16 protein-coding genes are annotated in these 17,509 nt (G+C 63.2%); 8 read left to right on the top strand and 8 right to left on the bottom strand.

The window, feature by feature from the left end; translation table 11 throughout:
• The first annotated feature begins 358 nt into the window (after nt 1-358).
• Nucleotides 359-1,021, top strand: coding sequence for a lysophospholipid acyltransferase family protein (locus QOJ24_RS20105; RefSeq protein WP_526264410.1), 663 nt, complete (start codon nt 359-361; stop codon nt 1,019-1,021).
• Nucleotides 1,022-1,363: 342 nt separating this feature from the next.
• Here QOJ24_RS20105 and QOJ24_RS20100 read toward each other — a convergent pair whose 3' ends face one another.
• The 6 genes from QOJ24_RS20100 to QOJ24_RS20075 form a co-directional block, all read right to left on the bottom strand.
• Complete coding sequence (locus QOJ24_RS20100) at nt 1,364-6,202, bottom strand: thioester reductase domain-containing protein (protein WP_526264408.1); 4,839 nt, start codon at nt 6,200-6,202, stop codon at nt 1,364-1,366.
• 246 nt (nt 6,203-6,448) lie between these two features.
• Complete coding sequence (locus tag QOJ24_RS20095; RefSeq protein WP_526264406.1) at nt 6,449-6,598, bottom strand: hypothetical protein; 150 nt, start codon at nt 6,596-6,598, stop codon at nt 6,449-6,451.
• Between the two features lie 52 nt (nt 6,599-6,650).
• On the bottom strand, nt 6,651-7,436 hold the full coding sequence (locus QOJ24_RS20090) for an SDR family NAD(P)-dependent oxidoreductase (RefSeq protein ID WP_526264404.1): 786 nt from the start codon (nt 7,434-7,436) through the stop codon (nt 6,651-6,653).
• Nucleotides 7,437-7,502: 66 nt separating this feature from the next.
• Nucleotides 7,503-8,618 carry an alpha/beta hydrolase gene (locus tag QOJ24_RS20085; protein WP_526264402.1) on the bottom strand — a complete coding sequence of 372 codons (1,116 nt, stop codon included), beginning with the start codon at nt 8,616-8,618 and terminating at the stop codon, nt 7,503-7,505.
• A gap of 385 nt (nt 8,619-9,003) precedes the next feature.
• Entirely contained in the window at nt 9,004-9,180 is a 177-nt protein-coding gene (locus tag QOJ24_RS20080) for a hypothetical protein (protein WP_526264400.1), read from the bottom strand.
• A gap of 591 nt (nt 9,181-9,771) precedes the next feature.
• A complete protein-coding gene (locus QOJ24_RS20075) occupies nt 9,772-10,176 on the bottom strand; it encodes a DUF4326 domain-containing protein (RefSeq protein WP_526264398.1) in 405 nt (134 codons plus the stop codon).
• A gap of 466 nt (nt 10,177-10,642) precedes the next feature.
• Here QOJ24_RS20075 and QOJ24_RS20070 point away from each other — a divergent pair, with 466 nt between their 5' ends.
• Entirely contained in the window at nt 10,643-11,014 is a 372-nt protein-coding gene (locus QOJ24_RS20070; protein WP_526264396.1) for a transposase, read from the top strand.
• A 90-nt stretch (nt 11,015-11,104) separates the two neighbouring features.
• Here the strand turns inward: QOJ24_RS20070 and QOJ24_RS20065 are convergent, their stop codons facing one another.
• A complete protein-coding gene (locus QOJ24_RS20065; RefSeq protein ID WP_526264394.1) occupies nt 11,105-11,338 on the bottom strand; it encodes a hypothetical protein in 234 nt (77 codons plus the stop codon).
• An 18-nt stretch (nt 11,339-11,356) separates the two neighbouring features.
• Here QOJ24_RS20065 and QOJ24_RS20060 point away from each other — a divergent pair, with 18 nt between their 5' ends.
• The 4 genes from QOJ24_RS20060 to QOJ24_RS20045 all read left to right on the top strand — a co-directional run bounded on the left by QOJ24_RS20060 (nt 11,357) and on the right by QOJ24_RS20045 (nt 14,878).
• Entirely contained in the window at nt 11,357-11,536 is a 180-nt protein-coding gene (locus QOJ24_RS20060) for a hypothetical protein (protein ID WP_526264392.1), read from the top strand.
• On the top strand, nt 11,533-12,174 hold the full coding sequence (locus QOJ24_RS20055; RefSeq protein WP_526264390.1) for a DUF1345 domain-containing protein: 642 nt from the start codon (nt 11,533-11,535) through the stop codon (nt 12,172-12,174). Before QOJ24_RS20060 ends, QOJ24_RS20055 begins: the two co-directional genes overlap by 4 nt.
• A gap of 310 nt (nt 12,175-12,484) precedes the next feature.
• Nucleotides 12,485-13,165 (top strand): hypothetical protein, encoded by a 681-nt coding sequence (locus QOJ24_RS20050; RefSeq protein ID WP_526264388.1) that lies wholly within the window; start codon nt 12,485-12,487, stop codon nt 13,163-13,165.
• Nucleotides 13,166-14,125: 960 nt separating this feature from the next.
• The gene (locus QOJ24_RS20045) at nt 14,126-14,878 is read left to right on the top strand and encodes an ANTAR domain-containing protein (protein ID WP_526264386.1); all 753 of its coding nucleotides are present in this window, start codon (nt 14,126-14,128) and stop codon (nt 14,876-14,878) included.
• Between the two features lie 190 nt (nt 14,879-15,068).
• Here the strand turns inward: QOJ24_RS20045 and QOJ24_RS20040 are convergent, their stop codons facing one another.
• Nucleotides 15,069-15,341 (bottom strand): WGxxGxxG family protein, encoded by a 273-nt coding sequence (locus tag QOJ24_RS20040; protein WP_526264384.1) that lies wholly within the window; start codon nt 15,339-15,341, stop codon nt 15,069-15,071.
• A 359-nt stretch (nt 15,342-15,700) separates the two neighbouring features.
• Here QOJ24_RS20040 and QOJ24_RS20035 point away from each other — a divergent pair, with 359 nt between their 5' ends.
• Nucleotides 15,701-16,378 (top strand): hypothetical protein, encoded by a 678-nt coding sequence (locus QOJ24_RS20035; protein ID WP_526264382.1) that lies wholly within the window; start codon nt 15,701-15,703, stop codon nt 16,376-16,378.
• A gap of 935 nt (nt 16,379-17,313) precedes the next feature.
• On the top strand, nt 17,314-17,509 hold a 196-nt coding region (locus QOJ24_RS20030; RefSeq protein WP_526264380.1), incomplete at its 3' end, for an ANTAR domain-containing protein.

Here is a 17,509-nt window from a genome sequence, read left to right as displayed (position 1 = left end):
ACGCCTCGTCGATCACCCGCGCATCGTTGCCCGCATCCTCGGCGTGGTCGGGCCGAGCACGGTTCCACCCGGTAGCTCTTCGACGACGACCGGATCATCTGGCTCGTGCGTCAGGCAGAGCTTCTCGCGTTAGTCTTCCGGGATGATCGCGGGCGACGAGGCGCCTGACTTCACTCTGTATGACCACACCGGTCGGCCTCCGACGTTGTCCACGCTCCTTTGACTCGATGACGATCGACGAACGACGGGAACTGATCAAAAGGACCCTGATGGCCTACGAGCACTCTGAGGGACTGGGCGCCGCCTCAATGCCGGGCACTCGCGGTGACCGCGGGCGGAAGCCGCTGAGGAACGGGCGATGAAACCGTCCTGGAAAAGCTGGTATCGCGTCGACACTGTGCCCATGCGGTGGTGGCCGGTGTACGTGCCGATCTCGTACATTCTTGCTGCGCTGCTCTGGAGCTACATCCGCCTCGTCCGTTGGACCTGCCGGTTCACAGTCGTTGGCGAAGAGCATCTCGAAATCAAACGTTTTGTGTGGGTGCTGTGGCACGAGCACGTGTGGCTGAATTGGGTCTCGCTTGGTGACTGGCGGGGCCACGGCTGGCTGAACCACCCCTATTGGTACATGCGGCCAATTCATCTGGCTGCCTCCTGGGATGGCGTCGAAATGCTGTATTTGGGTTCCAGCGGCTCCGGCGGCCGGGCGGCGCTGGAGGCGCTGATCGCCGGGGTGCGTCGTGGGCAAAATACTGTGGTGATGCCCGACGGCCCTGCGGGCCCTCGGCGTCAGGCGCGCCCTGGCGCAGTGCTCACGGGCGCCGTGACCGGACTGCCGCTGGTCCCCCTGCGCTTCGAGGCGAAACGTTGCTGGAACCTTGGCGGATGGGATGAAAAGCAGCTTCCGATTCCGTTCGTCTCGCACTGGGAACTGACCGTGGGGCCACCTATCACGGTCGTACCGGGGGAAGAAGCCGAGGCGACTTCGGCATTGGTGAAGGCCCTCAACGGTGACGTTTGACCAATGCGTTGCGCTCCAGCGCTCGTTCGGCCGGCATCGCGGGTGCGACGACCTCCTCGGCGGCATCTGCGATTCGCCCGCGCGATCGCGCACGTTCGGCCTGCTGCCGCACGGAACCGTCTGCGCATCTTCGACTGACGGCGGCGACCTCGTCCGCGCGCTGACGTTGAATAAGGAACCGCATGAATAAGAACACTTCAACCGACCAACACGAAACAGCCCGCACAAGACCTGCTGGCCGATCGCGTTAGTGACCGGCCACGGATAAGTCGGATGCTTCTGAGGAAGGTCCGCCGATCTGATTCGACGAATCAGTGCCCGTATGGCGACCCGCCCCGTGACCTAGAGCAGCTGAAGTTGCCGAAGGTCGGACACATACTTGCCAATGAGTTCCGCCGACATATGCGGGATGTCGCGGTCGGCTCCGATCTGCGCGGCTCGTACCGCGTCACGGAATGATTCCGCCGGCAGTACGGGTCCAGTCAGCGCAGGCGCCGGGGGTTTGAAGGCCTCCAGCAATTCAAGCTCCGAATGTTGCCGTTGCGTGTCCGACAACACGCGCATGGCGGATTCAAAGCGACTAAGCCAGTCCGCGTAGTCGTGAATGCGTTCCATCGCATGACCGGCGTCAATCAACCAATCCACAACCTGATCCAGCGAAATGCCGTCATCATGCGAATTCACGACGTTGTACGTACGGTATCCCTCGGTGACGTTGGCGCCTAGCGTCGCGAGCGCCTCAGCGACGAAATCCACTGGTAGTCCGTCGTAGTGCGCCCGTACACGCTGCCCCTGCCCGTCGAGCCCATAAAAGGAATACGGCGCGATTCCGGTGACGATAAGGCTCAGAATCAACCGCGTGAAAAGGTCCGATACGTTCAGCTGACCGACATATCGGCTGTGGGCCAGAATCATGTCGCAGCGGAAGACGCCGACCGGCACGCCACACAGATCGTGGGCTTCTCGCATCAACACTTCGCCCGCCCACTTGCTGTTGGCATACCCGTTCGCGTACGTCTGATCGATCTTGCGCACCGGACTGGCCACACGAACGTCGATGTCTTCTCCCAGTACTTCAGCACCGGTGGTCGCCACCGCGACGGTGGAAACATAGTTGAGTTGCTTCAGCTTTGAGGTCAGCGCAAGCCGGATTACTTGTGCAGTGCCCGCGACATTCGGACCGAACAGCTGGCTGTACGGCAGCATATGATTGACGAGAGCAGCGGCGTGCACAATGAGGTCGACAGTGTTGGCCAACCGGTGCCAAGTGGCCTCATCCAAACCGAAATTCGGCTCATCGACGTCGCCCGCGATCACCTCGAGGTGATCTGCGGCAAGCCTCCGGAATGCGGAGGCCAGGTCTGGATCGTCCCGCTCGAGTGACGCCGTGATCCGCTGGCGTGCCGCGCCGGCATCGCGTGCGCGAGTGATACATATCAGTTTGCCCTCCGAACGACTTAGGCGCGCAAGCCATTCCATGCAAAGGAACCGGCCGAGGTAACCGGTCGCACCAGTCAGCAGCACCGTCTGCACGCCGCTGGGACGGTCAAGTGTCCTGGCCCCGGCAATCGTTCGGGCGTCGATGAACTTGTCTAACGTGAGGTCGCTCGCTCGCAGCTCATCGATGTCACGGCCATGTACCATTGCAGACGTTGCTCGGGTCTCGGCTGTCTTCCGGTTCTTCTCGATGTAGTTGGTCAGCCCGTCGAGATCATTGGTCGCGTCAATGACCACGCCGACCGGCATTTCGATATTTAAGATCTCCTCGATCAGCCGTGAAAAGCGCAATGCAGACAGCGAATCGCCACCCATCTCGGTGAACGTGGCGTCTCCTCGCAAATCCTCGCGACGACATCCCAACGTCACCTGCACACCCAGTCGGAAGGCCTCGGCCACCGGCTGATCAGGACCACCCCGTCGCAACGCAGCCAGCAATTCGTCTTGGTTTTCGGTAGCGGCCGCCGGGGCAGGTGCGCTCGCGGTGAACCGCTCACGCAAAATGAACTTCTGTATTTTGCCGGACGGCGTGGTCGGAAACTCATCGACGACCACCCAGTACAGCGGCACCTTGTGCGACGCCAGTCGTTCGGCGCAGTACCGGCGCAGTCGCTCGGCGTCCGGTGTCCGCCCGGCGGTCGGCCGAACGAACGCGGCCACCTGTTCTCCCCAGGTAGGGTCGGCGACGCCGATGACCGCCACGTCCGCGACATCCTCGTGCTCAAACAGCACTTGCTCGATCTCGCGCGGATAGATGTTTTCGCCGCCGCGGATGATCATGTCCTTGAGGCGGCCCGTTATGCGGACGTAACCGCGACTGTCCATGGCCGCAATGTCGCCGGTGTGCAGCCATCCCTCGGCATCGATTGCCGCGGTCGTCGCTTCGGGATTGTCGAAGTAACCGGTCATCACGAAATATCCACGCGTGCATAGCTCTCCATCGATATCAGTGCCGACGGTTTCGCCGGTGGTGGGGTCGATGACCTTTACCTCTGTATGAGCAACTGGCTTACCGATGGTGTGGTGGCGGTCCGACGGTTCATCGTTGGGGACGACTTGTGTGATGCATCCTGACGTCTCCGTCTGGCCGAACCCAATGCACAGCGGCGCCTCGAAGGCCTCCTCGACACGAGCCGCTAGCAAGGGCAAGACGGGAGCGCCGGCGGCAACAATAAGTCGCACCGACGAAACGTCCGTGGCAGCCAGGCGAGGATCCTCGAGGCACGCAACGTGCATCGTGGGGACGCCGAAAAACCATGCGGCGCTCTCATCTTCGATGAGCGTGAACAATAGCGAAGGGTCGAAGTACGGCATCAGAACAAGTGTGCCCGCGCTCGCGAACGTGCCCAAGACGGTCAGGCCGCATCCGACGATGTGGAACAACGGCATCGCGCCCAGCTGCACCATGCCCGGCTGCACGCCGAGAGCATCGACGTAGATTCGCGCGCTGTTGACCAGCCCGCGGTGATGCAGGACCGCACCCTTGGGTAGCCCGGTCGTGCCCGAGGTATACAGGATGTGCGCTGGTGCCTGCGGATCAACGTTGGGCAGCTGTTGGGTCGGCGGGCCGCTGGCGCAGAACGATTCCCAGTCAGCAAACGATATCGCCTCGCGCAGGTTGGGCAGCTCACCTTGTATACCGTCAAGCGTCCCAGCCATTCGGCAGCCCTGGTACTCCGGCACGTAGAAGACGCCATCTGATCGAGAATGACGCAGGACGTATGCCAACTCGTCTGCCCGCAGGGCGGGATTGGCAGTTACGAGGGTGATTCCGGCAAGTCCAGCCGCAAGTTCGAGGAAGACCCATTCCGGGATGTTGTTGGCCCACACAGCGACACGGTCGCCCGGTGAGAACCGGGTCAGCAGAGCACGCGCCGCGCGCTCAGATTCAGCGAGCAGTTCGGCATACGTCCACCGCCGTCGCTCGCCGGGCGCCGGCGTACCGGCCACCAAGGCGACGGCATCTGGCGTGCGCGCGGCAGTCGCGCGCAGTAACCCGCCGATACTCAATTCGAGGATCGGTATCGAGTCGTTCCCGGTGAACTGGGCCGCGGTTTTGGGTCGACCATGGCTGCTCGCGTCGGCAGGTGGCCCCGCGAGGAACCGCTCCCGCAAAACGTACTTTTGCACCTTCCCCGATGGCGTGACGGGAAACTCATCGACGGTGATCCAATGTCGCGGCACTTTATGCGGGGCCAGACGCTCGCCGCAGTAGACACGTAACTTCTCCCGATCAAGGATCCGACCCTGCGCCGGACGGATGAAAGCGGCGGCCTGCTCTCCCCACAGGTCGTCGGGCACGCCAACCACGGCGACGTCCGCGACATCACCATGCTCGAACAGCGCCTGCTCGATCTCGCGCGGATAGATGTTCTCTCCTCCGCGGATGATCATGTCCTTCAGCCGACCGGTAATGCGGCAGTAACCGCGGCTATCCATGGCGGCAAGGTCACCGGTGTGTAGCCAACCGTCGCGGTCGATCGTTGACGCGGTCGCCTCCGGATCGTCGAAATAACCCGCCATAACGAGATACCCGCGAGTGCAGAGCTCACCATCGGTGTCGGGAGGTACCGTCTCACCCGACGCTGGATCGACGATTTTGACAGCGGTCGCGCCGAGCGGTCGCCCCACGGTGGTCAAGCGGTCGGGCGGGGCGTCTTGTGCCGAGACGGCTGTGATGAGTGGCGACGCCTCGGTTTGGCCGTACACGATGCAGAGCGGCGCACCGAAGGCGTCCTCGACGCGGCGCACCAGTTCCGGCAGCACCACAGAGCCCCCACTGGCGACCCAGCGCACGGATGACACATCTGTGTTGGCCAAGTTCGGGTCATCTAGGCAGGCGATGAGCATGGTGGGTACACCGACAAAGCATGTCGGGCGCTCCGCTTCGATGAGTTCGAGCAGCAACGGCGGATCGAAATAGGGCGGAAGTATCAGCGTGCCATCGCACGCTGCCGATCCCAGAACGCCCAATACGCATCCGGCGCAGTGAAAGAGCGGCATCGCGGTGAGCTGCGCCGTCCCGGGCGGAACACCAAGGACGTCAAGGTTCCAAATGCGCGCGTTGTTGACGATCCCGCGGTGATGCAATACCGCGCCCTTGGGCCGCCCAGTGGTCCCCGACGTGTATTGGATCTGCGCCGGAGCGGCCGGGTCGACCTCCGGCAATGCTTGATTCGGCGAGCCGCTCGCGCAGAACGCCTCCCACTCTGTGAGCAAGATGGTTTCGCGCAGCGCGGGCGCTTCGCCGCGAACCGAGTCGAGCATCTCGGCCATCGCCGAGCCGCGGTACTCGGGCACCAAGAAGATCCCTTCGGACCGCGAATGACGCAGAACGTAGGCCAGTTCTTCCGACCGCAGGGCCGGGTTGACTGTGACTAGCGTGATACCCGCCAGTGCGGCTGCGTACTCGAGGATCACCCACTCCGGGATGTTGTTGGCCCACACGGCGACACGGTCGCCCGGCGAGAACCGGGTAAGCAGGGCGCGTGCCGCTCGCTCGCACTCAGCGAGCAGCTCCGCATACGACCACCGCCGCCGCTCGTCGGCCGCAAACATACCGGCCACGAGAGCAGTTGTGTCCGGAGCACGCCCAACAGCCTCCCGCAGCAGGTCCCCGACCGTTAGATCCACCACTGGCACCGACTCGTCGGCGGCCCAAAACGAGGTTGAAAGCTGCACCATGGCCCCCTTGCTACGCACCGAGGATTCAGGAACGACGACGCGAGCCTCGAGTTGTTCGCGTTCCTAGTCGCCTTAAGGGTTCGCTTCCTCGATGACCGCGGAGTCTAGTTCGCTATCAACGACCTTCCGCAGCATTTGGACAGTTGACGCACAGGTAAAAACTCGGCCGCTATTTGCGGATCGGCTGCGGCGGATCACTGGGACGGCTCGGTGTGGAGGTTTGCCTTTGACTTGGGCGCGGTGAGTTCAGATGTTGAGTGAATCGCCTCTTGAGATCGCGCCGACCGCCAACGCGCCGGCCATGACGGTGAATCCGATCGCCAGGCCATAGAACGAGCTGCTGGGGCGGTCCTTGCTGGTGGCCAGTGCGCTCTGCGGCGCAGGGCTAGTGCCCACTTATCCCCTGACAAGAACCTCGAGCCCGCAGCGAAGGCGTTCTCGACGCGGTTCAACCGACTGTCTGTCCGCCGTCGACGACGAGTGCGTGGCCGACGGTGAAGGCGGCGTTGTCGGAGCAGAGCCACATCACTGCCGAGGCGATCTCTTCGGGACGGCCCATCCGGCCGACGGGTTCCTGATCGATGACCCGCTCGCGCCCTTCTGGTGTGCCTCCTGAGAAGCGATCCATCATCGGAGTTTCGATGATGCCGGGGCAAATGGCGTTGATGCGCACGTTGGCCGCCGCGTAGTCCAGTGCGGCGCAGCGGGTCAGCCCGATCACCCCGTGCTTGGCGGCGCCGTAGGCTCCACCGCCGGAGAAGCCCTTGACACCCGCCCCCGAGGAGGTGTTGACGATCGCGCCACCGCCTGCGGCCAGGATCAACGGGATTTCGTATTTCATGCAGAGAAACACCCCACGCAGATCGATGTCGAGGACGCGTTGCCATTGGTCCTCGGTGATGTCGGCCAGCGGAGTGGGGGGCTGCTCGATGCCGGCGTTGTTGAATGCGAAGTCCAGGCGACCGAACGCCTCGACCGTCTGCCGAAGGGCGGTCTGCACATCGCCGCTGACGGTGACGTCGCACGCGAGCCCGAGCGCCTGCCCACCAGTACGAACAATCTCCTCGGCGACACCACGGCTGGCCTCAGCTGAGACGTCGGCGATGGCCACCGCGGCGCCACGGTCGGCGAACGCTAGCGCCGTAGCACGTCCGATGCCGCTCCCGGCGCCGGTGATGAACGCGACTTTGCCTGCGAACTCGTCGTTCCGACTGTTATTGGTGGTTACCGGCATAGGTCGAACTCCTGACGTGGGGTCGGTGAATCGTGACTGTGTGGTCCGCGGTTGTGGTGGAACTAGTTACCCGTTTCGCAGGCTGTTCTGGAAGAAGCCGGTCAGCTTGTCGAATGGGATGAGGTTGACGCGGTCGTAGAGATCGACGTGACCTGCGCCGGGGATGATGACCAGTTCCTTGGGCTCGGCGGCGAGGGCGTAGGCGTCCTCGCTGAACTCGAGGGAGTGGGCGTTCTCGCCGGCGATGAACAGCAAGGGTCGTGGCGAGATCGTCTCGATGTCGTTGAAGGGGTAGAAGTTCATGAACTTGACGTTGCTGGTCATCGTCGGGTGCGTGGTGGTGTCGGGGCTGTTACCTCGCGAGGTGCGGTAGAAGTCGTAGAACTCCCGGTCGATGGCGCTGGACTGGTCGGTGAGTTCCTCGGGAGTGCCGCCGGTGTATGCGGTCTCCCCGCCGCCGAATTCGGCGTCGCGCTGGTCGGCTGCTTGCTGCAGGACTTGGCGACGTTGTTCGAGGGTGACGCCGTTGCGCAGGCCATCGCGATTGGCTGCACCCATGTCGTACATGCTGACGGTGGCGACCGACTTGATGCGCGGGTCGATTTTCGCTGCGCTGATCACGAAGCTGCCGCTGCCGCAGATTCCAAGCGCGCCGATGCGTTCCTCGTCCACGAATGACTGGGTGCGCAGGTAATCCACGGCTGCGCTGAAGTCCTCGGCGTAGATATCGGGTGAGACTGCGTTGCGCGGTTGCCCGTCGCTGGCACCCCAAAATGACAGGTCCAGCGACATCGTGACGAAGCCACGCTCCGCCATCTTGGTCGCGTAAAGGTTGGCGCTTTGTTCCTTGACCGCTCCCATCGGATGGCCGACCACGATCGCGGGGTTGGTCGTATTGCGGTCGATGTCCTTGGGCACGAACATGTTCCCGGTGACGTTCATGCCGTACTGGTTCTTGAATGACACGGGTTGCGCATCCACTCGATCGCTGGTGTAAAAGTTCGCCGCCCCGTTGGACATATCTCCTGCGGGCAGGTTCGGCGTCGGACCCGACAGGGCCGGCGTAGTGGTTGCGGCGGTTTCGGAGTTCGACGGTGCGCAGCCGGCGGCCAACAGGCCGACCAAGGCCGCGCCCGCCCCGATCCGGGTCAACAGCGTGCGGCGAGTGCGTTGGGTGGTCATCGAATTGCTCCTTATCCCCGGTGGCGCTGCAAATCAACTGTGGCGTTGCGCCTTTGACTTCGACTGGGTGTGGCGTCCTTGCCGCACCGGCTATCTTCAGGAAACACCTCAGAGGTCGAGCCGGGGAGTTCCTATCGGTAGGTGTACTGGCAGTACACCCGTGCAACCGAGATCGCCCGAGTCAGGCAGGGGCAGCCTGTCGACAGCGCTCGGGCGGGAGCGTTGTTCCCATAGGTGGGCTGGGCGGTGACCACGGTGCCGCCCATCAGATGCCCGGCGAGGTAGGTGACTGCGGCATCGACCCTTTCTGACTACTGATTGACGGAATCGACTGCCTAGCTGTGCTTTTCGATGTATCCGGAAGCGACACACCCCGTCGTGCGGTTCACGCCGCAACCTCCCAACCCTCCGCCGCCGCGCGTATCCGTGCGGCGGTCGCCGCCAGTCGCCGCGCGCGCTGCAGCCTGCCAGCGGCATACGCGTGATCGGAATCCATCTCCAGTCGTGCCGCGTCCAGACGTGCGGCATCGGCACGGGCTCGAGTCAATTGCGCGGCGGTCATGATGGTGTCCTTCGTCTTATTGGAAGTTTCGAGGTGAACTTCGTTGTCTCGACGAAGCTATGGCCGTGCGCATGGGTGTGGCTCGCTTGTGCTCGCAACCCGCGAAACCTCCGATTCTCGGATTCTGCGCATTGTGCTCACCCACGCCGAAAGGGTGCCGTCGGCGGTATCACCCGATCCAGTTACCGCTCATTAGCAACGCAGCATCATGGGCCGTCGGCGCAGGAACAAGTTCCGCGAAGTCACGCGAAACGCGGAGAAACCCACCACCGGGCTTCTCGCCGAAGGATTGACGGCACTCACCGAGGGACTCAGAGGGTGCTTGCTCGACACCGGTGAGGGTGTCGATGTGCTTAGTCAGGAACTGGCGGACGGTCTGCGCCTGGCGCGGGGATTGGACGATGCGCACGATCTCGCGCGCCTTGGCCGGAGCGACCCAATCGACAGGTTGGCGGCAGTGCTAGGCGTCGCCCGGGTCGTCTCACGAGATGCTGGACTGCTGCATCTTCCCGGTCGCGTGGTTGAGCTCTCGGAAGAACCCCGAGAAGTAGACCGAGCCGTCCTTCCGCGTGCACGGCTTCACCCACGCCATCAGGCGCCGTTCGCCAGTTCGAGTAGGACGTCGGCGTGGCAGGCCTGATCGAGCGGACACCAGCACGCGAGGTCGTGGGCCGCCAACTCGAATCGGGCGGCTTCGAGCGGGTGGCCGCCGATTCGGCGCCTCCATTTCTCGTTGGCGACGTAGGCCCGCGCGAGCGCCGGATCGTCGAGGTCGTCAAGAAGTCTCGGATTCCAGATGCCGCGGATGAGGTTGCGATACATCGCGACTGACCGCTCACGCCCGAAGTCCTCAACGGGAAACGGATTGCCCCACTTGCTCGGCCGTGCGACGACGATGGCTCCTTGGGGCTTTCGCCAGTCTTTAGTGCGCCGCAGTTGTACGCGCTCCGGACGCCTCGTGGCGATGGTGACGGCGCGCCCCAACATGGAGTTCATTTAAGCAGCGTAAACCGACATTGTGATGACGGTCTGGTGGCTGTGTCTTTGCCTTTGACGTGCGGTTTTCGGTGGAGCTAAGGGGACTCGAACCCCTGACCCCCACACTGCCAGTGTGCACACCGTGTTCTGGGCCGTTCCGCAGTGTCTACGCAGTGGTGATCTGTGCAGCTAGATGGGCAATTTTCGTGCTTATGCATCCCACGTGTTTCATCGGGTGGTCGCCTGTCTTAGGACACAGCTAGGACACGTCGCATGCGCGTTCGGATCAAAACCCTTCGCCGACTTCGCTTCGGCCACAAGCCCGGAGCTCACCATGTCGGCTGGTTCGATCCCAGTAGGGACGACAAGTTCAGGCGTTATCCGCCTGCATACACACCATTGAAAACATCACTAGGGTCTGCTGCATGGATAGGTGACATCTGAGATGGCTTGCCCCGCAAGGGCAGGCTGGAAGGATGTCATTGTGCCCAGGCCCTATCCCCGCGAGTTCCGTGATGACGTCGTGCGGATCGCCCGTAACCGCGACGACGGGGTGACGCTCGAGCAGATCGCCACCGATTTCGGGGTCCATCCGGTGACCCTGTCGAAGTGGATGCGCCAGGCTGATGTCGACGACGGCGCCAAGCCCGGCGCTAGCACCGGTGAGTCCGCGGAACTGCGGGAGCTGCGCCGCCGGAACCGGTTGTTAGAGCAGGAGAACGAGGTGCTGCGCCCACGAGTACCTCGGGGCTGGGCCAGCTCCGTCAGGACAACCCTGCCGGCGAGCCGCCGGGCAGGCGCTGCGAAACCGTCATGCAGCAGTGGGATCCCGAGGCCCAGCTCGTCGGCGCCATGATGCACCTGCCCGCCGCCCAAGCCGCACCGCTGCTGAATGTGGTGCCCGACAGCGCGATCTGGCGACCGGACAATCGGTGGGCGATGGAACTCATCCGACACCTCGTCGCACAGCGCCGATCCCGACCCGGTGACGGTGCTGCACACCGCCCGTCAGCGCGGACCTGCCGACAGGCAGTCTCACCGACGCGTCACCGCTTGGCGGCACCACCGGTTCGCCGTGCACCTCGCCGATCTGTACGCCCAGACGGTCGCACCAGCGTCGGCTGGACAGTATGCCCGCGAAGTACTCGAGGATGCGTTTCGACGAGCGGCCGGATGTCACGGGACACGCTTGACTCAATTGGCTGAAAGCGGCGCGGACCGAGAGGAACTCGCCAACGAGGTGGCGAGGATGCGCACCGAGTTGGCCGGGCTGTGGCGCCGCGGTCAAGCCGCCCGACGATCACACCACATCGGTGACGCTGAGTTGGCCGTGTCGCGCGTCGGCTCGGACGCGACGATGCGACACTCGGCTACGTGAGCACGCTGAGCCGCGACGGCCCCATCGCGGCGCGCGCCGTCGTGGCGGCAGCGTGTGGCCTCGCCGTGGCGATCGGCGTCGGCGTATCGGTGCAGTGGAACTATGCGCCAGCGTGCGGCTGGATCACCGCTGCAGCCGTGTTCCTCATCTGGACATGGGCGGTGATCGCGAAAATGAGCCCGGCACGCACGGGATCTCACGCCACCCGCGAAGACCCGACCCGGGTGGCCACCGACATCTTCATTCTGAGCGCCAGCGTGGCGAGCCTGCTCGGGGTCGCCTGCCTCTTCGCCGCGGGCCAGTCACATGGAGTGCAAGCCGATATCGCCGCCGTGGTCGGTGTCGGCAGCGTCGGGGCGGCGTGGCTAGTGGTGCACACGATTTTCACCCTGCGCTATGCGCTGCTGTACTACGCCGATTCAGCGGGTGGCATCGATTTCAATCAATCCGAAGCGCCGGCGTACGCCGACTTCGCCTATCTAGCCTTCACGATCGGCATGACCTATCAGGTGTCAGACACCGATCTCAAAACCAGCCCGATTCGGGTGACGGCCTTACGCCACGGTCTGCTGTCGTTCCTCCTCGGGGCCGTCATTCTCGGCGCAGCCGTGAACTTGGTCGCCGGCCTAGCCCACTGAGTGGGCTCCCACGGCGCCGCTGCGCGGCGCCGGATCCGTAGCCCCTCACCAAGATTGCCGTCAGCGCCGGCCCAGCCTGACCGGCGGGACCCCGACCGCGTCAACCCACGCCGCTGAATCGCGCTCGCCCGTGCTCCGCCGCGCTGCGCCCGGCTACGGCGACATTTCGCCCATCCCGTGCTCGCTGCCGCCCGCGGGGCGAAATTCGCCTCCAGCACGGCGGCTCCACGGGGTTGACCCGGAACCCCGCCGGTCCGTCCGCGCGCTGCCAACCGGCACCTCACACATCTCAAACAGAAGGTGACACACCATGTCTCAAACACTTCATGCCATCCCAGCTGCCACCGTCACCCACACGACCGCCGTCATCCACGTTGACGTCACCTCAGACATCGCGGTGTACCACGCCCGCGCCACCGACGCCCGCATCAGCCTCACGTTCGAAACGACGCTCATGTCGCTGTACTCCGCCGACGCGACCCAAGGACTGCTCGAAGCGTTCGCCACCGCCCGGGGTGCGATGGCCCGGGTGCCCCGCCTGATCGCCGCCCCGGCCACCCCGCCCTACGCGCCGTTCGCCCGCACCACACTGTCCATCGTGTCGGGCGAGCAGCTGTCGTCACGGTTGTCGTCAGAAGTGTCGTCAATTCAGTGCGGATTTCAAGTTCACTGCGCAGCTCTGCATCGTCGCCCATTTGGCGCTCGGCGTCATCGCTTCATCTTCGCGCGTACGTACGCCGCATCACGCGCCTACCTGCTTGGCGGCGGCCTCGCCTACGTCGCGCGCTGGGGTATACGGGTTGCCGATGGACCAGGGCAGCGCGCTGAACAACGCCGACAACTGGCTGCAATTCGGGCTGGGCGGGGGCATGCTGCTATTGGGTTTGACGCTTGCGGGCCAGCACGACCCGACGAAAAGACCCAAGCGCCGCACGAAGGTTCGCACCTAGGCGATGGAAAGCGCGATGCCGCGTGTAACACGCTGGGCTGACCGGCCCGAAACCCCCGCCTCTCCGCAGACGCAGGGATGTTCAGAACACTGCTGCTGGTCGGGTTCGTGCTCAAGTATTAGTGGTTTATCGCGCTCGTGATGGGCGCTGTTGCGACGTGCAAATACGCGCCGGAATGCGAGCGCGCCACCAAGCCGCGGAGGCCGCGCAACGGAGCAAGTTCGCTGCGATTGCCGGCGCGGGCCGACCAACAGCACGAATGGGTGCTAACCGGTGACCCGCGAGGCACCTACGGAACCACGTTCGCGGGGCCAAGGGACATTTGGTCTGGAACCCATTCGCGCGTAGCGTCGCGGTCGGAAGGGCAGTGCGCCCGACACGGGAAATCGCCGATATTTGATGCCGCTTGTGGAGTAGTGGCTGCGCCCGACCCCTCGTTTGATAGCGGTGTGCAACGGTTCCCTTCCGAAAGCGTGGTGTCGTGATTAACCAGTTGGAGCAGTTGGCTCGCGACGTGCAGGGGTTTGCGACGGAGGTACGGAGGATGGGCTACTCGTCTGTGGCTAACGGGCATGAGAACGAATTTCTGGAATTATCGGACCGCATGTCTCGGTGCGCCGACGCCGTAGATCGGCCCCGGTAAACCGAGGCAGCGCCAACCCGGCCGCGCGCGTTCTATGGTGGCGATTCCCTGTCACTTGGAAGGCCCTTCTGCATGGGGTGGCGGGCCGACTCACGAGCCGACTTCCGTTTTAGGGCGACGAGTTACGGGCATCAGTGTCTCCTAGGTGAGTGCGTTAGCCGGCTAGCGCATTTGCCCAGGCCTCACCAGTTCAGACCCACGTGCTGGTTGAGGCCGCCGAGCAAGCCGGGGCCGCCATGCATCACACGGTGGCCTGGTTCCAAACTTGTTCTAGATCGAGCGGGCAATGTATATCCCTGCAAATTGCATCAGCGGGAGCGCGTTCAATTCAGCGCAAACGCTTCGGAGGCGGAGAGCAATGTCGACCAATGGTGAACGTCCCGACCCGCTAAGCAGGCTGCAGACCGTCTCCGAAGCGATCGAGTCGCTCGGTGCTATCTTCGCTGCCGAGGAGCCACTCGACGACGTGCTATTACGGGTAGCCGACACCGCCGCCAGAGCAGTCCCGGGAGCCGACGCAGTATCGATAACGGTCTTGAGTGATCCTGAACCGCGCACCGCTGCGTGTACCGACGACCTGATGCTGGGTCTAGATCGCGAGCAATACACCGCCGGTCGTGGCCCCTGTCTGGAGGCGGCCCAAACACGTCAAGCGGTGCGCGTCAGCACCGACGTGGAACAGCAGCGGTGGCCGGAGTTCGTGGCCGCAGCTCGGCAACAAGGTGTATTGGCCAGCTTGTCGTCGCCGCTGATCGTTGCGCCAGCCCATGACGAGGACGAAGGCGAACTTGTCGGTTCCCTCAACATCTATAGCCGCAGCACCGCAGCGTTTGACCCCTTCGACGACCTGCTCGTGCGGCTTTACACCGTCACAGCCAGTCAAGCCATCACCAACGCGCGGCGCTGGCAAAGCTCACGAGAAACCGTCACCCAACTTGAGGCAGCACTGAACTCGCGCAGCGTCATCGACCAAGCGAAGGGAGCGGTACGGACTCGCACGGGCTGCACTGCTGACGAGGCATTCGCCACCCTGGTCGACTTATCCCAACGGAAAAACATCAAACTGCGCGATGTTGCCCAACAGCTTCTCGACAAATATCCCGAACGCTGACAGCATCACCTAGCTGTGGCCGTTCGGGCAGTGTATCGGTGGTTTCGTGACCCAACGCCCTTCACGCGTCTGGGCGCGGACGTCACCGATTACGGGTCGACGGTAGTCCAGTCGCGTGAAGGACAGCGAACAGCCCCCGTCACAGGTTCGCCAAGCCGTGACGGGGGGGCCGTTTGCGAGAGGCGGTTCGCTAGGCCCGAGGAGCATTCGGGGCGCGGTAACCGGCGTCGGGGTTTTCCTTGCGCCGTTTCAGCCCGAGCAGCCCTCCCAGACCGAGAAGACCTGCGAGGCCCCACAGGCCGGTCTTGTCGCTGTCCTTTTGTTGGTTGCCGTAGGTGTCGTCCGCCAAGATCGTCGTGGTCGACGCCGGGGTCGGCGCGATCGGTGCCGTGGCGTTGGCGACGCCAGCCCCGCCGAACATGAGGGTGGCAGCAGTCAAAGTGATGCCCAAGGTCTTACGCATGTGTGTTCCTGTTCACTGGTCGGTCGCAAGCGGACTAGCGGCTCGCTAGCTTCGCCGTCGGGACATCTTCGACCCGCCGAGTGCTGATACCCGGGCATCCCACGGCAAAACATGCATCCAGCAGAAGGCATTCACAAGACACCACCACCGCACGCACACTCTGGTTCAGATGTTCCGCAACCCATTCCGGCAGCCACGTCACCCCCGGCCCCGTCGTGTACCAATCCACATGCAACCGACCATCGCCACATCGCTGCAGATTTGCCAGTTCCTGTACGACAAACTTATTAGCGTCCGTATTAGTTCTACCAAACTGAATACTGAGCTTCCTCTGCCTGTTAATTTGATGCGCACGGTCGGTGGCGAAAAAGAGTAACGGAGAAAATTCCATGCAATTATCGTTTATAGGCGCATCCAAAATGTTCGCCGCCGCCACGGCGATCGGCGCGGTGGGAATCATCGCCGTCCCAGGCCCTGCGGCGCAGGCTGACCCCACCTCCTGCACGCTAGACTCGCCCGTTCTGACTCTCGACCTTAGCGACGGCTCGGTGTACACCGTCGATTGGTCCAGCACACATCCCACGGGGGGAACCAAATCCGTCTATGAAGGCGGAAAGGTCAAGTTCGGCGGCGCCACCGGCGCTGGAGTGATACCTGCAAACCCCTATCCAAATATTGATTTCACTATCAACTGGGGTGATGTCACGAACCACATCACGGGCCAAATCGACCCAATGGCAGGGTTTGCGTATGGCCAAGTCGCGAAAGGCGGTAACATCGGTGGCGGAACTTGGAGCGCCCAGCATGAGCATTGGACCTGCCCCACGAGTCAAGGTCCGGCGGCAGCGCAACAGACGGCAACAGTGAACGCCGATACGGATCTGTACGACAAACCGAGCGACCAAGGTGGACACAAGATCGGCGTACTGAACAACGGCCAGGTAGTAAAGGTGGCCAGCGCGTGCTCCCCAGACGCTTGGTGCACACTAACCGACCCCAAGGGCGCGGTCTGGGGAAGAGACGTGACCAACAACTGACCAAAGGCCAATGCAGCCGCCCCGCCATTCTGCGTAGGTAGCGGGCCGATCCATGGTCAGGGTTTTGCCTTCTCCCCGCCTGGTGGCGGTCGACATGACCGGGTCCGGTCACGCTCAGTCCCGACCAATCTTTCGATGCCCGCCGCTACGGTCATCGCTTATGAGCAACGCAGCGCCCTGGGCGTCAACCCGCAGGCAGCAAGTTCCGTGAGGTCGCGAGGACAACTGAAAACCCGTCGACCAAACTTCTCGCCGACGGACTGACCGCACTCACCGAAGCCCTCAGAGAGCAAGACGACAGGCTGGGGAAGATTGAGCAGCAGGTGGCGACCAATTGCCGACGGTGGCGGACTTGTACTTTCGAGTTATTGGTGTAGCGGCCGGAAAGGCCAAGTCAGACTGCCAACTGGGCTCAGGTGCTCTAGAAGTGTGGATTCTTCATGGCGGATGGCGCTGACGGCGCCCTGATACATCCTGAGGGAGTCAATCTCCGGAGGATGCATCGGGTAGTGCGGCACGTCAGAGGAGGTGGGTCCGCGCCCTGGGTCGTCGGGGTTTGACGGTCGCGCGGCGACGGGTGCGGCGACGGCGAGACCGACGCAGACTGTGGCCGCGATGGCGACGACTAGAGACCGAATCATTTTGCGAACCCCAATTGATGACCGTCGAACTTATTACCGTTCCTGCACTCCACAGGGATCCTACGGCGTTCTAGCGGATACCGTTGCGGTTTGCTGAAACACCGCCCGAATATCCCCGGCAGGAACCACCGTCGAACGCCGACTAGCTCACGGAGGCGCGAAAAAACCACCCAACACCATTCCGCCTCCGCGGATGCGGTGTCTCCTGCTTCGCTACTGAGACGACCACCCGCCCAAGCACTGGAACCCAGTTCCGCCTGGTGATCTCGTCGCGGCGGTCGCACACTGGAACTGATGGTGACTGATGCAGTGGTCGTCGAGCAGGCCAAAGGATTCCTCCGCGCGATTCTGGATATTTCCATCGCGGAAGCATCTGACTTGCTGCGCCGTTACGCCCGGGCCCACGATGACCAACTGACCAGGGTGTCGCAGCAGCTTGTCACCGAACCCAACAGCCGCCCCGCGATCTTGGCGACCATGAGGCAGATGT

The organism is Mycobacterium sp., from assembly GCF_032159775.1.
Classification (GTDB): Bacteria; Actinomycetota; Actinomycetes; order Mycobacteriales; family Mycobacteriaceae; genus Mycobacterium.
This window is presented reverse-complemented; position numbering and strand designations above follow the sequence as displayed.

Coding starts and splice junctions, on each gene's coding strand:
- QOJ24_RS20040 (WP_526264384.1), bottom strand. CDS start 15,341: ATGCGTAAGACCTTGGGCATCACTTTGACTGCTGCCACCCTCATGTTC.
- QOJ24_RS20045 (WP_526264386.1), top strand. CDS start 14,126: ATGTCGACCAATGGTGAACGTCCCGACCCGCTAAGCAGGCTGCAGACC.
- QOJ24_RS20090 (WP_526264404.1), bottom strand. CDS start 7,436: ATGCCGGTAACCACCAATAACAGTCGGAACGACGAGTTCGCAGGCAAA.
- QOJ24_RS20085 (WP_526264402.1), bottom strand. CDS start 8,618: ATGACCACCCAACGCACTCGCCGCACGCTGTTGACCCGGATCGGGGCG.
- QOJ24_RS20075 (WP_526264398.1), bottom strand. CDS start 10,176: ATGAACTCCATGTTGGGGCGCGCCGTCACCATCGCCACGAGGCGTCCG.
- QOJ24_RS20050 (WP_526264388.1), top strand. CDS start 12,485: ATGTCTCAAACACTTCATGCCATCCCAGCTGCCACCGTCACCCACACG.
- QOJ24_RS20080 (WP_526264400.1), bottom strand. CDS start 9,180: ATGACCGCCGCGCAATTGACTCGAGCCCGTGCCGATGCCGCACGTCTG.
- QOJ24_RS20100 (WP_526264408.1), bottom strand. CDS start 6,202: ATGGTGCAGCTTTCAACCTCGTTTTGGGCCGCCGACGAGTCGGTGCCA.
- QOJ24_RS20105 (WP_526264410.1), top strand. CDS start 359: ATGAAACCGTCCTGGAAAAGCTGGTATCGCGTCGACACTGTGCCCATG.